This is a genomic window from Nocardia speluncae NBRC 108251, assembly GCF_001613245.1.
Classification (GTDB): Bacteria; Actinomycetota; Actinomycetes; order Mycobacteriales; family Mycobacteriaceae; genus Nocardia; species Nocardia speluncae.
The window spans coordinates 1-15,425 of record NZ_BDBZ01000047.1 but is presented as its reverse complement, the minus strand read 5'-3'; the positions used below and the strand labels follow the sequence as shown (position 1 = coordinate 15,425).

The 15,425-nt window shown below is 62.5% G+C and carries 7 protein-coding genes and 1 CRISPR repeat array; of the genes, 6 read left to right on the top strand and 1 reads right to left on the bottom strand.

The window, feature by feature from the left end; genetic code table 11:
* Positions 1-44 precede the first annotated feature (44 nt).
* The 6 genes from NS6_RS31995 (at position 45) to ccrA (ending at position 12,596) form a co-directional block, all read left to right on the top strand.
* Positions 45-1,214, top strand: a complete 1,170-nt coding sequence (locus NS6_RS31995; RefSeq protein ID WP_168443433.1) for a serine hydrolase domain-containing protein — start codon at positions 45-47, stop codon at positions 1,212-1,214.
* Between the two features lie 7 nt (positions 1,215-1,221).
* The gene (locus NS6_RS34425) at positions 1,222-2,100 is read left to right on the top strand and encodes a TauD/TfdA family dioxygenase (protein WP_168443434.1); all 879 of its coding nucleotides are present in this window, start codon (positions 1,222-1,224) and stop codon (positions 2,098-2,100) included.
* A gap of 2 nt (positions 2,101-2,102) precedes the next feature.
* Positions 2,103-8,414, top strand: a complete 6,312-nt coding sequence (locus tag NS6_RS31985; protein WP_068049895.1) for a type I polyketide synthase — start codon at positions 2,103-2,105, stop codon at positions 8,412-8,414.
* Positions 8,411-10,309, top strand: a complete 1,899-nt coding sequence (locus NS6_RS31980) for a cobalamin-dependent protein (RefSeq protein ID WP_168443435.1) — start codon at positions 8,411-8,413, stop codon at positions 10,307-10,309. Before NS6_RS31985 ends, NS6_RS31980 begins: the two co-directional genes overlap by 4 nt.
* A gap of 92 nt (positions 10,310-10,401) precedes the next feature.
* Positions 10,402-11,265, top strand: a complete 864-nt coding sequence (locus NS6_RS31975; protein ID WP_168443436.1) for a phytanoyl-CoA dioxygenase family protein — start codon at positions 10,402-10,404, stop codon at positions 11,263-11,265.
* Complete coding sequence (gene ccrA, locus NS6_RS31970; protein WP_068049892.1) at positions 11,262-12,596, top strand: crotonyl-CoA carboxylase/reductase; 1,335 nt, start codon at positions 11,262-11,264, stop codon at positions 12,594-12,596. The genes NS6_RS31975 and ccrA overlap by 4 nt, the downstream gene beginning before the upstream one ends.
* Here ccrA and proS read toward each other — a convergent pair.
* Entirely contained in the window at positions 12,590-13,996 is a 1,407-nt protein-coding gene (gene proS / locus NS6_RS31965) for a proline--tRNA ligase (RefSeq protein ID WP_068049890.1), read from the bottom strand. The genes ccrA and proS overlap by 7 nt on opposite strands.
* Before the next feature lie 811 nt (positions 13,997-14,807).
* Positions 14,808-15,386: a CRISPR direct-repeat array (repeat unit 28 nt; unit sequence GGACCATCCCCGCGGGTGCGGGGCCGAC).
* Positions 15,387-15,425 lie beyond the last annotated feature (39 nt).

Genomic DNA, 15,425 nt, shown 5'->3' with positions numbered 1-15,425 from the left:
GGTCCGACTCCGCGAGACTGCGAGGGCAGGGGGAAGCAACCGACGTGCACGTAAAACTCTCGGATTCCGCATTCACGCCAGTTGCTGAGGAGTTCAAGCGAGCTGCGCCAGAGAACGGCGCAGTCAGCGAACTGTGTCTATACCAGAATGGACGACAGGTGCTCTTCGCACATGCCGGCGACGCGGCGCCGGAAAAGGATGTGCAACTCCTACGGTCGATCAGCAAAGCCATCCTCGCGGTTCTGGCGGCGATGGCGCACGAGTCCGGTGAGCTCGATATGGACGCGCCTGTCGCTGATGTCTGGCCAGAGTTCGCGGCAAACGGCAAACATACGATTACTGGACGTCAACTGCTTTCGCACCAGGCTGGCCTACCTGTATTCGACGAGCCAGTGAGCACGGTCGATGCGCTCACCTGGCATCCGGTTGTGGATTTGCTTGCCCGACAGCGCCCACGATGGGAACCCGGCACAGCACACGGCTACCACGACTTGACGTTCGGATGGCTGGTCGGGGAATGGCTCCGGAGGGGGTGTGAAGGCCCAGCCGACACCTCGATAGGCGTCCTCGTTGACCAGCGGCTCCGGATTTCCCTAGAGCTAAAGCTGTGGATCGGCAGTCCGATCGATCTGCTGTCGAGAGTTCGGCCGCTCCAGCACGATCGTCGTGCGCCGCGGGTCTTGATGCCCGAGGGAGCAGCGCACGATTTGGTCGAAGCTGCTCTGGGCAATCCGGACCTGGTGCCGCTGGAACATACGATGGAATATCTAACCGCGGAGGTGCCAGCAGCCAATGCTGTGGGCGATGCCGTATCACTTGCTCGGATGTTCAGCGCACTCGTGGCCACAACGGACGGCACCCGACTACTCTGCCCCGGCGGAGTCGAGAAGGCCGCTGCGGTCCAAGCCGATGGCCCCGATCTTGTCGTGGGCTGGCCGCGTCGATACGGGTCGGGTTTCATGTTGCCGGACCCAAACCGGCCGATGGGGGGACTACACACTGCAAGCTTCGGCCACTACGGCCAGGGTGGGTCCTTGGTGTTCGCGCACGCGGACAGTGCGTTTGCCTTCGGCTACACGACGTCCCAAGATCGCTCTTTTCTCGGCGCGGACCCGCGAACAAAGACCTTGGCGGCAGTTGCGCTGGAATGTGCTGCAGGCTGCCCCCTGGAGATTCCAGAGACCGCCCGTTATGCCGGACTCCGCAGGAAGTGACGCGACAATGAACCTAGTCGATGATCCGCACTCGCTTCTGACAAGGTCGATACCACCGGGAGCCGCACCCCATGCCTGGCCGGTCTCTGCACCACCCCCAGATCCGACGAACCTTTCCACCGTACGCAGCATCGCTTCGGACCTGCACGAAATCGGCTACAGGGTGGCCGAACTGCCACCTGACTGGTCTGACGACGACCTCCGGACAGGAACCTGGAACTTGGTGTCGCAGATCATGCGCCCGAGTCCACAGTACGAAAGCGGCGAATTGATCTATCCCGTCGAGGTCCGCGACGGAGAGTCCGGCTCGAGCCATTATTCGGCAAGTTCAGCATCAGGGGGGCTGCACACGGATGGGAGCCTGCTCGCTTGTCCGCCGGATTATGGAGTACTGATGTGTCTTTCGCCAGCCGACTCTGGTGGACAGACGGTACTGGTCGACATCAATCACGTGTGTGAGCATCTTGATGGCCAAGACGGCGACACGTCCGAATTACTCCGTACTCCACAGCCATTCGCAGCAGAAGATGATCCCCCGACTGTTCGGCAGTGGGCTCCCGTGCTCAGCGGTGAACCGGGGCACAGCCGAGTCCGCTACCTGCGAAAATATCTTTCAGCCGGATGGGAACGCGCTGATCGGGACGTACCGGATAACCTTGAGCACGCGCTCGATGCAGTCGATTCCTTCACCGCAAACCATGCGGTGCAGCAGCCATTCGACTTGCGGCGCGGCCAGATTCTGCTGTGGCGCAATGCACAGTTCCTACACGGTCGACGTGAGTTCACCGAGGGGCGTCAGCGCCGCCGTTTGGTCCGGATCTACGGCGAGCACGACCTTGCCCGGCCGGGCGCCAAGGGGCTACCAGCCGATGTCGAAGGCGCCTGACGATGAATCCGGACGTCGACGCCCGGACGTGTGACCAGTTCGACGGCGGATCTGATGCGGTGGCATTGATTGATGGGCAGCGGCAGTGGACCTACGCTGACCTCGAATCTGCCGTCACCGCCATGGCCTACCGGATCCAGTCTGCCGACCGTGGCGGCAACCGAGTCGCCGTGGCGGTACCGCGTTCCGCAGCTGGTGTCGTCGCAATGTTGGCAGTCTGGCGTTCAGGGCGGACATATGTAGCGCTGGATCCCCTGCAGCCCGCACAACGCAACGTCGACGCTCTCAAGTTGGTGGGCGCCACACTCGTGGTGGTTCCTGACGAGTCAACTCACAGCTTCGCGCCAACAGTGACAGTCCTCCCCGTCCGATTCGACAGCACGGAGAGACCGGATCGCCCGGAACAGGTGCCGGCTCCACGAGATCCACTGTCTCTTGCGCCAGAAATTGCCTACATCGTGTTCACGTCCGGATCAACAGGGCTTCCGAAGGGCGTACAAATGCCCTCCGCCGCGATCAGCGGCTTGATCCGATGGCATCTTGCGAACGACAACCGCCCCGGTCGGCGGACTGCGTTATTCGCTGCGGTGGGATTCGATGTCGCAATCCAGGAGATTCTGGCCACGTTCGCCGAGGGCGGCACATTGGTGGTAGTCGACGACGCTACCCGACGCGACCCGGTCGCCCTCGCTCAAGCGTTGCGACGTGAGGCAGTACAACGGGTTTTCCTGCCCACCGCGGCGCTGCAACTGGTAGCGGAGGAGTGGATCACCGGGGGCGCCCCTGAATGCCTCGAGACAGTCATTTGCGCGGGTGAGCAACTGCAGCTGAGTGCCGCTGTCCGGGAGTTGTTCCGGCTGCTGCCTCAGGCGAGGTTGCAAAATCACTACGGGCCGGCCGAGACCCACGTGGTCATGGCCTGTGAACTCGACCCCGACCCGGACCAGTGGCCCGAGTTGGCACCGCTGGGACAGTGTCTGCCTCATGTTGCGACGGCAGTTCATTTTGTCGACCAGGACGCCGAGGTTGGAGAACTCGAAATAATCGGCGTGAGGGTTGCCGCCGGCTACCTCGGCGCAGGGCCAGAGGACGCGGCGAGGTTCGGGACCACAGCGGATGGTTCGGCGAGCTATCGAACTGGTGATCTCGTCCGGAAACAGGGTAATTCGCTGGTCTTCGTGGGCCGAGTCGACCGTCAAGTCAAGGTCAACGGCTACCGGGTAGAGCCAGGAGCTACGGAGACTGCGCTACTCAGACATGCGGACGTGACCGGCTGTGCGGTGGAGCCGAGGGGTTCCGGGTTCGAAATGACGCTGATGGCGTACATCACGGTCCGGCCCAACACCGCGGTGGCGTCCCGACCACACTCGGTCCTGAGCGAGTACCTGAAGCCGCGACTGCCCATCTACCAAATTCCTACGCATTGGGAGGTGGTCGACGCACTCCCGCTCACGGTCAACGGGAAAATCGACCGAGCCGGTCTTCCCCTTGCCGCCGGTGTGGGAGTTCGCACCGGGTTGGACCCAGATCGACGATCATCCAGGAAGATCGGCACCACAAGCGCAGTCATAGATGCATACACCCAGGCCCTGGGACGCTCCGACTTCAACCACGACGGAAACTTCTTCGACCTGGGTGGCACCTCGTTGCTGGCAGCTCGAGTGCGTCGTTCGCTTGTCCGAAGTCTTCACCGATCGATTCCGATCACAATGATCTACGACAACCCGTCCGCGCTGTCGCTTGCGGCGGCGTTGTCAGGCGGCGAGAAAGGGAAGGGCGCACCCAGAGATCGCGGCGTCACGCAGACCGACCCGACCAATACACAGGGCCGCGGCGATGAGACCCCCATTGCCATCATCGGCATGGCCTGCCGCTTTCCCGAAGCAAGCTCCCTGGACGAATTCTGGGAAAACCTCGTGACGGGCCGTGACTGTGTTCGGCGAGAATATGCACCGGACGGCTCGCTTCTACGAGCAGGGGGAATGGTCGAGCACCTGGAGCATTTCGACACGAATCTATTCCCGATCTCCGCGCGCGAGGCTGCCCTCCTCGACCCTCAGCACCGGATGTTCCTCGAAACCTGCTGGACCGCACTGGAATCAGCTGGCCTGCCACCAGGACAGCTCACGGATAAGGTCGGTCTATACGGCGGAGTCGGACCGTCGACCTATCTGATCAACAATGTGCTTCCCGCAGCATTGCATTGTGATGACCGAACGTTCCTCGACAGCAGCAGCGACCTGCAGATGCTACTCGCAACCGATAAGGACTACCTGACCAGCCGGGTCGCTTATCTACTCGACCTGCGAGGTCCGGTCTTCTCCGTGCAGGCAGCGTGCGCAACGGGACTGGTCGCTGTCCATCTCGCCGTGCAGGCACTACGCAGCGGTGAGTGCGAAGTAGCACTCGCGGGTGCAGCGAACGCCGCAGTGCCGCAGATGGGCAGGTACCGGGATGAGGCTGGAATGGTCTTGGCGCCGGATGGCCGGACTCGTAGCTACGATCAAGCTGCCGAAGGAACGGTGTTCAGTTCCGGAGCCGGGGTCGTGGTATTGAAACCGCTTGCCGAGGCCGAGGCCGCAGGTGATCCGATCGTCGCCGTCCTCGGCGGCAGCGCGGTCGGCAACGATGGAGCAAACAAGGTCGCGATGGCCGCTCCGTCTACACGTGGGCAGGCGGCAGTGATTCGTGCGGCACTCGAATCAGCCGGGCTGTCCCGAGACGAACTGGACTATGTGGAAGGGCACGGGACGGCGACACCTGTTGGCGATCCCATCGAGGTCCAGGCCCTGAACTCGGTCCTGGCACCCGGGCCGGAAGGCGCTGTGTGGCTAGGGTCGGTCAAATCTCAAATAGGACATACGGGAACGGCGTCCGGGATGGCCGCTCTGATCAAGACCGTACTCTGTATTCAACATCGCACTATGACCGCCACCGCCCACTTCCAATCTCCGAATCGGGATGCTCCGTTCGCCGATGGACCGTTGCAGGTAGTTACAGATAACAGGACTTGGCCCTCGCGGGGCGCAGGTATCCCGCGCCGCGCGGGCGTCAGTGCGTTCGGGCTCGGTGGTGTCAATGCCCACCTTGTTGTGAATGAATACCTGCGCACAACAGATGACTCCCCCCAGTTCGAAACGTCCCATCGACGGGCGGTCGAGCTGATTCCGGTCAGCGCTGCGAGCGAAGCCGCGTGCGTGGCTACGCTGGCGACCTTAGGTACCGTGACCGACGTCCCGGCGGAACACGTTGCCCATACCTTGGCGACTGGTCGCGCGCAGTTGCGGTGGCGCGTATCAGCGGTCGTACCGCGACATACAGTTGGTGAGGCGCTGCGCAGTCTGAGTGACCAGGTAACGGCGGGCACCCGGCGGGCAGTTTCTGCCGATCCGGACGGAAAACTGGTGATGATGTTCACCGGCCATCATCCCAGCGGCCTCGACTTGCGCGAGTTGAACTGGCCTGTGGTCCGATCCGTCGTCGAGGCGGCTGATCCGGTGATGACCGATGTCGTGGGTGTATCAGCTTCCGACGTGCTGTTCGGCGGACAAGCGCACCACGATCCGCTCATCGTCGGGCAGGCTGCTCAGTTCGTTCTCCAGGTGGCGCTTGCCGAACAGTGGCGTGACTGGGGCGTGGTACCGGATGTGGTGATCGGACACAGCCTCGGTGAATTTGCTGCCGCATTTACAGCGGGTGTGTTCACCCTGGAAACGGGGATTCGCCTCGTTGCCGCGCGTGGACAGCTGCTGCATGACCTGCCGCCCGATGGCGCGATGGCGGTTATCGGTGCGGCCCCGGACGCGATCCATGCAGCGGCGGGTGATGCTGTCGATATCGCAGCCATAAACGGACCCGAAAACGTGGTGGTTTCCGGTCCGGGGCCGAGCATAGACGCATTGTGCGAGTGCTTCTCCACTTCCGGCCACCGCGTCAAGCCCCTGATGTTCGGCCGCGCAGGTCATTCCCGTGCGATCGAGACTAGCCTGCCTGCATTTCATGTGGCCCTCGCCGCCGAACGGCTGACGCCGCCTAAGGTCGGATTCATTTCCAATCTCACCGGGCAGCTGGTCGGTGCTGAAGTCGCAAGCCCTGAGTACTGGATCCAGCAGCTGCGCGGAACAGTCCAGTTCGGCGCCGGCCTGGCTGAGGCAGCCTCAATCGGAACAGCGTCGTGGCTAGAGGTAGGTCCAGCTCCCGTCCTCGCCGGCATCGCCGCACATAGCCTGGGCGAGGACGCAGTGATCGCACCGAGCATGCGTGTTGGCCAATCACCCGAGGTAACAATGCTCACCGCTCTCGGCACACTCTGGGAACGTGGGGTCGACGTCGCCTGGGAAGCGGTCACTGACCCTGCCGCTATCCGGATCTCTCTGCCTGGAGTGTCCTTCGATCGGCGGCGCCATTGGATCGACCCACCTCAGCAGGCGCAGCTGAATCCCATAATGCCGCCGGTGTCAGAAGCCCGGTGGGTTCCGGACCCGCGGCCTTCGGTTCCGCTTCTGCGGGGGCACTGGTTGATTCTTGGAGCAACCGAAGCCACCGGACGATCGCTTGCTGACGCTCTACACGCTGCAGGCCATCTGTGTACCTTCCCCAGCGATTGGCCGACGCTGAGCGATACAGATATCCGATCGACACGCGCCAGGCTCGACAACTACATCAGCACCGCCGCCGTGCCACTATCCGGCCTGGTGTGTCTGGATGCCCTCGGACTACCCGAGCTTCCCGAACGCGATCTCGCCTCAACGATCAATTCGATCGGATCACGGACCCTTGCGATCCTGCAACAGCTCTGCGGGAACGTCACACCTCCGTTGCGCACCCTTCTGGTCACCCGTGGCCTTGTCGACGCCGAACCCGGCAGCGGATTGGCCCAAGCATGTATCGCTGGGCTTGCGCGATCTGCAACCCGCGAGTATCCCGACCTGACGTGCGCTCGTTTCGACCTGCCAGCCGAGTCGACCGACGAACTCGATGCCACAGCCATCGTCGCGGCAATGGCCAGATTCGACGAAGCCGATACCGCGTACCGGGATGGTCAACTTCTTGTCCGTCGAGTCGTCGACGCCGAATTTACCTCCGGGAACGTCGACCGTGCTCCGGTCGATGAGAAATCTGGAAACCCATTGCGCTCGCTCGACCCGGATGGATGTTACTTGGTGACAGGCGGCACCGGAGGGCTGGGAGTGCTCACTGCCGCGGTGCTACTGGAGAAAGGGGCTGCGCTGGTCGTTTTGTGCTCGCGAACGACGCCGACACCATCCGACTGGCAAACCGTATGTTCCGAGATACAGCGGAATACGGGCACTGCTGACGTCTTGTCCAAAGTGGCATTCGAAGCCGCCGACGTCAGTAACCGTAAGGTTGTCGAAGATCTGGTACAGAAATGGGATCAACCATCCCGGCCTCTCCGTGGTGTGGTGCATGGCGCCGCTGAGCTTGCCGACGCGACACTGCACAACCAGGATGCTCGGTCCTTTGCACGTGCCATCAACGCCAAGGCGCTCGGCGCGTGGCACCTCCATGAGGAGCTCCGGACGCGGCCCGGAATTCATCTGTTCACCTGTTACACATCAGCGACGGGGTTTCTCGGCAACCCAGGCCAGGCAAACTATGCTGCGGCGTGCAGCTTCGTCGACGCATTGATGGATGCCCGAGCCCGTGTCGGGCTGCCCGGACAGAGCATTGCCTGGGGTCCCTGGGCCAGCGTGGGCCACCTACAGGGCGACACTGCGATGCTGGAGAGCCTGCACCGGGCGGGGATGGGCGTGATGCGCCGTGAATCAGGTGTCCAGGCAATTACCGAACTGATCGGCGAGCGTATCGGGGCAGTTGCCGTACTTGTCAATAATTGGACGCGCTGGCGCGAGGGCGCCAATATCGGTGAGCTCGCTGCTCTCGTTGACGCTTCACCCGTACCCGACGCAGTCCTCGAATCAACCGTGTCCTCCGCAACTGCTAGTCATGAGCGTTCCGTGGATACCACAGCAGTGACACACAACCAATCGCAAGAACTCGCGGAGTTGCTCGCGACAGGGAATCGCCACAATGCGCATGCAAAGCTCACTGCCGCGGTGGTAGATGCCGCTGCAACCATACTTGGCACCCGGCCGGATCCGGATTCTGATCTCAGTGAGGTCGGCCTGGACTCGCTTTCGGCCGTGCAACTGCGCAATGCCATTACTCGACTGGTCGGCGAACAGCTCCCGGTCGCGGCCTGCCTGGAGCTGCGAACATGCAGTCGATTGGCTGGCGCGGCACTGGATCGGATCACCGATGTCCCGCAAGCTACCGTGAAGGTGAACTCGTGAGAAAGTATCGAGTCATCCTCGCGGGTGTAGGTTCCGACGCGCATTCCGTCGGGCTAAACGTTCTTCGTCACAGCCTCGGCCGAGCGGGCTACGATGTGTTATTCCTCGGTGTACAACAAGAGGTACACCACGTTTGTGAGCAGGCACGGCATGTCGACGCCATCCTAATCAGCAATATGGACGGGCACGCCGGCTACTACCTCCGCGACCTCCGTGTCGCTCAACACGACACCGGAACGACCGGCCGTCTGTGGTACCTCGGCGGGTATCCGTCGCTCGCAGACGACAGCACGGTCGGTGACGGACTGCTCGATCTCGGCTTCGACCGAGTGTTCCGGCAGTACATAGGCGTAACGGAGGTACTGGGAACGCTCGCTCAGGACTTATCCTCCAGGCGCTTGGTGTCCCGGGACCCGATGCGCCGACCCGTGTACTCAACGCGTACAACACCATCTGAACCCGATCCGATCTGGGCTGTCGACCAGTTACGTGACGACGTGTTGGCCCATTGGTGGTCCGGGGAATCGGCGCGAAATCGCGCAGAGAACGCGCACCGGATGCGGTCCTGTGTGACGCTGGCACATCGGCAGCGCGAGGCTGCCGACAACGGCACGCTTCTCATCCAGCCGCGCACCGGAGTCTCGGATCATCGCGGGCAGGCTCGCCTCTTCCGCGGGATGCGCGACGGTGGTGCGGATGTTCTGTCCTTCCAGATCGACTCTCTGACGCGAAACAACCGCTACTCCGACATCGAGCTAATTCTGAAAAACGCTCCGGACCTTCCTTCCCTCAGTTCCGTGTTGAACGGGTACCCTGCGGTCAACCTCGGATTGGAAGCTATCGCCGATCTCGCCTCCGAGTTCAACGACGTGCCGATGCAGGTCCGCCACAGCACACGCGATCCGCGCCTTCTGGCTGAACTTACGTTCGGTGCTGGTGTATCCGCCTTTGAAGGCGGACCGATTTCATACAACCTTCCCTACTTCCGCGACTATCCGATTGCCGAAGCAATCGACCGATGGCGCTACGTCGACCTGTTGGCAGGAAGTTACTTCCAGGAACACGGTGTCGTGATCGATCGTGAGTTCTTCGGAGTGCTCACGGCATGCCTGGTGCCACCCTGCCTGGCCGCCGCCGCCAATGTGTTCGAAGCTCTGCTTGCCGCCGAGAGCGGCGTCAAGTCGGTCACATTGGGTTACGCCGAGCAAGGTCACCGCACCCAAGACCTCGCGGCGGTGCGAGCATCGGCCAGGTTGGCTCGGCACTACCTCGCTGAGGCCGGCCATGACGACGTACGCGTCCATGTCGTATGGCATCAATTCATGGGACCATTCCCATCGTCGGAATCCAAAGCTCGCCAGATCCTTATCGGTTCTGCGGTGTCCGCCGCTCACAGCGATGCAGTTCGGTTGATGCTGAAGACGTCCGCCGAAGGCCGCCACATCCCATCGCTGGAAGAGAATCGAGACAGCCTCGCCCTGGTGCGGGGTGCCACATCAGGAACAAGGGCTGCCGTGACCGAGCTGCACGATTCCGATCGAACCGAGGAGGAACTCATTGTCGCCGAGACCTCAGCCATCCTCGATTGCGCACTTGCCGCTGGGCGCGGCAGTGTCGGACAAGCCCTGCAGATAGCCGTATCCACTGGTTGGCTCGATATCCCGTTCTCGCCGAGCCGATGGAACGCAGGCAAAGTCCTCCCGCTGCGCGACTGCACTGGCGCCGTCCGCCTGGCTGCGACCGGCAGGTTGCCGTTGACCTCCGAAGTGCAGCAATTCCACCGCGACGCCATCGCGGCGCGTTTCGCAAGGGATGGCGACAACCTGGGCGAACTGATCCAGCAAGACATGCAGCTAACCGCAGAAGGCCGATTTGATGACTGGCCAATCGGGTGATCCCGAAATGACCTAATTCTCACGAGTGGCACCGTCATACGCGACCCAAGCAGAAGCGGAGGACTGAAAGAATGGTACGAGACCTAGCGTCAATGCCTGGCGCGATCAATCCCTGGCCTGACATGAACCGGTCCCTCGCACTCACCGCCGAACAGGTTTCCAGCTATTGGCGAGACGGATTCCTCATCGGTGTCGAAGTCTTATCGGAAACAGAGCTGGCACAGATCAACGCGGATATCGATGCCATAGCCGATCCTTCACACGAAGGCCGGGAATTCTGGTACGAATACAGCTCAGATCTTGAGAAGACCGGCGGAATCGTCCACGGAATCGGAGGCTGGCGAGTACGGGAAAGCCTGCACGACCTCTTGTGGCACCCGGTGATAACGTCGGCATTCCGACAATTACTGGATGCACCGCCGCGGCTACTGTTCGACCAGTTGTTCTGCAAGCCAGCGCTCCAGTCGGGTGCTGTTTCCTGGCACCAAGACTACTCGTATTGGACCTATTCCCAGCCCATGAACCACGTCACGTGTTGGATAGCGCTGGAAGATGCCGACCTAAGTAATGGATGCGTCCAATACATCCCAGGCAGTCATCGTTGGAATGTACTGTTACCCCGCCCTTCCCGGCTGACCAGTGAACGCAACTCCCTCTTGGGATCTCTGACGGATCAGCAGCGCGCTGCATTCCAACCGATCGCCGCCGAAGTGCGCGCCGGGAGCGTGCTATTCCATCATCCACTGACCATCCACGGATCGCTCCCGAACACAAGCCCGAAGTCGAGACGCGGTACCACGATCCATGCGATGGCGGACGGAACACGTGCCGTCCTCGACGAGCCGACCGTGGACGGAGTGCCCGCCTGGCTACTTGGCGGCGCCGGCCCGTTCTACCCGTTGGTCGATGAGCCAGCAGGCCCTGTCCTGCGCGAACCGTTCTTCCCGACGCTATGAGCAGCCCGCAGCGCAGTCGCCGGACTGACAACCTATTCAATATCGGCGAATTGCCTCCGCTTGGTGTCGTGCCGAAGCAGATGCACGCCTCGGTAATTCGCGGCGACCGGTACGGACCGCCCGATACAGCCTTCCAAACCGAGGTTGTCGACGTGCCACCGGTCCCGCCCGGCTACGTACTCGTGGCCGTCATGGCCGCCGGAATCAACTACAACAATGTCTGGGCAGCTCTCGGCCGTCCGCTGGATGTCATCGGCATGCGTGCCAAACGTGGCGGCACAGATGATTTCCATATCGGCGGATCGGAAGGATCAGGCATCGTCTGGGAGACCGGCGAGGGAGTACAAGGACTGAGCGTGGGCCAAGCGGTCGTCCTCTCGGGATGCCGATGGGACGAGCACGCCGAGGATGTCCGTCTGGGCAATGACCCAATGTTGTCCTCGACTCAGGAAGTCTGGGGTTACGAGCTCAACTGGGGATCATTCGCGCAGTTCACACTCGTCGCCGACTATCAGTGCCATCCGAAGCCACCGCAACTCACCTGGGAGGAAGCAGCCTGCTTCCTGCTTTCGGGCGCGACCGCGTACCGCCAACTGACAGGCTGGCCGCCCAACACCGTCCGGCCGGGAGACCCGGTCCTGATATGGGGCGGCAGTGGCGGTCTGGGTTCCATGGCATGCCAACTGGTCAACCAAATGGGCGGTCGGGCTGTCGCAGTCGTGTCGTCGCAGGAGAAAGCCGAATACTGCCTCGGTCTCGGAGCCGTCGGCACCATCGACCGCCGCAAGTTCGACCACTGGGGCCGCACCCCCGACCCCGACACGGCCGAACACAGAAGCTGGTCCAACGGGCTAAAAGAGTTCGGCCGGGCCATCTGGGACGTGCTCGGCGAGCGCCGATCACCGTCGCTGGTATTCGAGCACCCCGGGAGCGACACCATGGCAACATCGGTATTCGTATGTGCCCCTGGCGGAATGATCGTTGTCTGCGGCGCCACTAGCGGTTATCACATCGACGTGGACCTCAGGATATTGTGGATGCGTCAGAAGAGGCTCCAGGGTTCACACTTCGCCAATCTCGCCGAATGTCGCAACGTCATCGCGCTAACCTCCCAGGGGCTGCTCGATCCGTGCCTCGGACACGTTTACGACTTCGACCAGATCGGCGCAGCCCACCAGAACATGCAGGACGGGATTCAGTCGGCAGGAAACCTGGCCGCCCTGGTCGGCGCCAAAACCCCAGGGCTCGGACAGGAATTCATAACGAGAACGTATCAAGCGAGACCGGTGTCAACCCTGATTGTCAACCGGACCCAGGTCGACAATCAGTAGGCTCGGGCGACGTAAGCAACCAGATCCGGCTCATTCTCCGACTCAGGCACGGAGCCATCCTGACGGACCAGACACCGCACGGTCAGCGCTTGACCATTGAGCATTTTCTCGCCGTCCTCGCCGACGAGGCTCCAAGGGATTCGCGCCCAGCCCTCATTCGCTGCATCGACCGCCTCATCCAACGACTCGACGTCCACCGTTTGCGACGCCTTCAGCGCCTTGGCTTGCTCCCACAGCAGCTTCTGGTCCTCCGCCAGAGCCTCCTCGACCGACGCCGTAACACTCCCAAGCGCGATAGGTTCCTTCCCGCCCTTGATCCGACGAACCAACATGACCTGATCGCTGGCTACATCACGTGGCCCCAATTCCAGACGAATAGGAACCCCACGCAGCTCAGCATTCACAGCCCGGCGGCCGAACGGCGTATCGGTTCGGTCGTCGAGGCGACACCGAATGCCGGCGCCCGAAAGCTCCGCAACCAGCTTTCGGGCGGCCTGGGATACAGCGTCGGAGTCTTTCACTATGAGAATCTGCACTTGGACCGGAGCCAGCTTCGGCGGAAGCCGCAAGCCGTTATCGTCACCGTGCACCATGATCAATCCACCGACCATCCTGGTCGAGGTACCCCACGATGTCGTCCAAGCATGCTGTTGCGTGCCACCGGCGTCGGTGAAGCCGATATTGAATGCCTTAGCGAAATTTTGTCCCAGCTCATGGCTGGTCCCCATCTGCAGAGCTTTGCCGTCCCGCATACACCCCTCGAGGCAGTAGGTGTGTGTCGCTCCGGCAAACCGCTCGCGAGCAGTCTTGAGCCCGACAGTGACCGGCACGGCAAGAACCTCGGTAATAAAGCGTTCATACACACGATGAAGAATCCGGCGCGCGAACGCGCGACCGTCGTCTTCCGTCGCGTGGGCCGTATGCCCCTCCTGCCACAAAAACTCCGAGGTCCGCAAGAACATGCGTGGCCGCATCTCCCAACGAACCACATTTGCCCACTGGTTCAGAAGGAGGGGGAGATCCCGGTAGCTCTGGACCCACTTGGCCATGTACTCGCCGATCACGGTCTCGCTCGTCGGCCGGATAACCAATGGCTCTTCCAGGTTCTTCCCACCCGCACTAGTCACCACGGCAAGCTCAGGTGAGAAGCCTTCTACATGCTCTGCCTCTCGCCGAAGGTAGCTCTCCGGAATCAGCAGGGGAAAGTAGGCATTGTCCACACCCTCGTCCTTGATCAGGCCATCCATAGCCGCCTGCATCCGCTCCCAGACAGCGTAAGCAGTCGGCCTGATAACCATCGTCCCCCGCGCGGGCCCAGACTCTGCTAGTTCGGCTTTGGAGACGACATCCTGGTACCACGCTGGGAAGTTCTCGGACTGGGGTGTGAGCAGGCTGGGCATGACGAAATACTAACTACCTGCCGCAGCGCAGGTTCGATACGGTGCCCTACGCCCGTTACGGACCCATGGGCGCTCGCCATCGATGCCCTGGAATCCGCACAGCCATTCCCCCGCCGCAGCCTCATGCTGTGGGCCGATGCCGCCGAACATCCGCGAGACCATCGCATTTGCCTGAATCAGGACGCCTAATACCTGATAATTAGACGACAGACGGGAGCAGTTTCTGGACGTCCACCGGGCCAGCCAGATCTGTGCGGCTAGTACTCGCAACTTGCGCTCGCAGGTCTAGCGCGTCGAACACGTCAACGAAATAGTGCGTGAGCGCGAGATTACCCCCGCGGGTGCGGGGCCGAATATAATGGCAGGCTTGATCGACTCTCCCGCCTAGGGCCATCCCCGCCGACGCGGGACCGACTGCCCGGTACGAATATAACCGACACTCGGGCGTTGACAATCACCGGCATCAATACCGGAGCATCCCCGCATTCGGGGCCGACATGCTGACCACCGGCCGCGGAAACGACCGCTCTGGGACACCCCGTCTGCGGACCGACGGCGTCCTGTTGGTCACTCATCCCCACGGGGGCGGGACCGACCCGCCTCGTCAGCGAAAGCGACGCCTGACTGCTGAACCATCCCCGCAGGTGCAGGGCCGACGCCGCGGCGATCGGGTTGCCGGGCGCAGTCCAGGGACCATCTCCGCAGGTGCGGGGCCCACGCTTCGTCCACGAACAGGAAATCGCAGCCGGAGGGACCATCCCCGCGGTGCGTGGGCGACATGCGCGATATTCCACACCCTCAGCCTCCACGCAGGACCATCCCCGCGGGTGCGGGGCCGACGCGTCGTCGCTGCTGGACGCCGGGATCACCGACGGACCATCCCCGCGGGTGCGGGGCCGACTCGCGGCGTGGATCCACGATCACCCGGTACGGAGGACCATCCCCGCGGGTGCGGGGCCGACCTGAAAACACTCGCTCAGGTGTTCGGTTTGTGAGGACCATCCCCGCGGGTGCGGGGCCAACCCGCCGAGGAGATCGACCGAATCGGCAAATTCCGGACCATCCCCGCGGGTGCGGGGCCGACTGCCCGCCGCTGCCGAGCCCGGTGCGCTCGAGTGGACCATCCCCGCGGGTGCGGGGCCGACGGGCCAGGCGGGCAGATGCGCCTGGCCCGGCAGAGGACCATCCCCGCAGGTGCGGGGCCGACTGCGCGTCCTGCCAGATCTTGGCGTTGTCAGGAGGACCATCCCCGCGGGTGCGGGGCCAACACGATCGGAGGAATCGGCTGCCCGGGGTCAGCAGGACCATCCCCGCGGGTGCGGGGCCGACTCCCCGATCCCGGACTTGGCCCGGAGAAAGCCCGGACCATCCCCGCGGGTGCGGGGCCTACCCACACCACGCTCACCACGTCGCTGCACATCGCGGACCA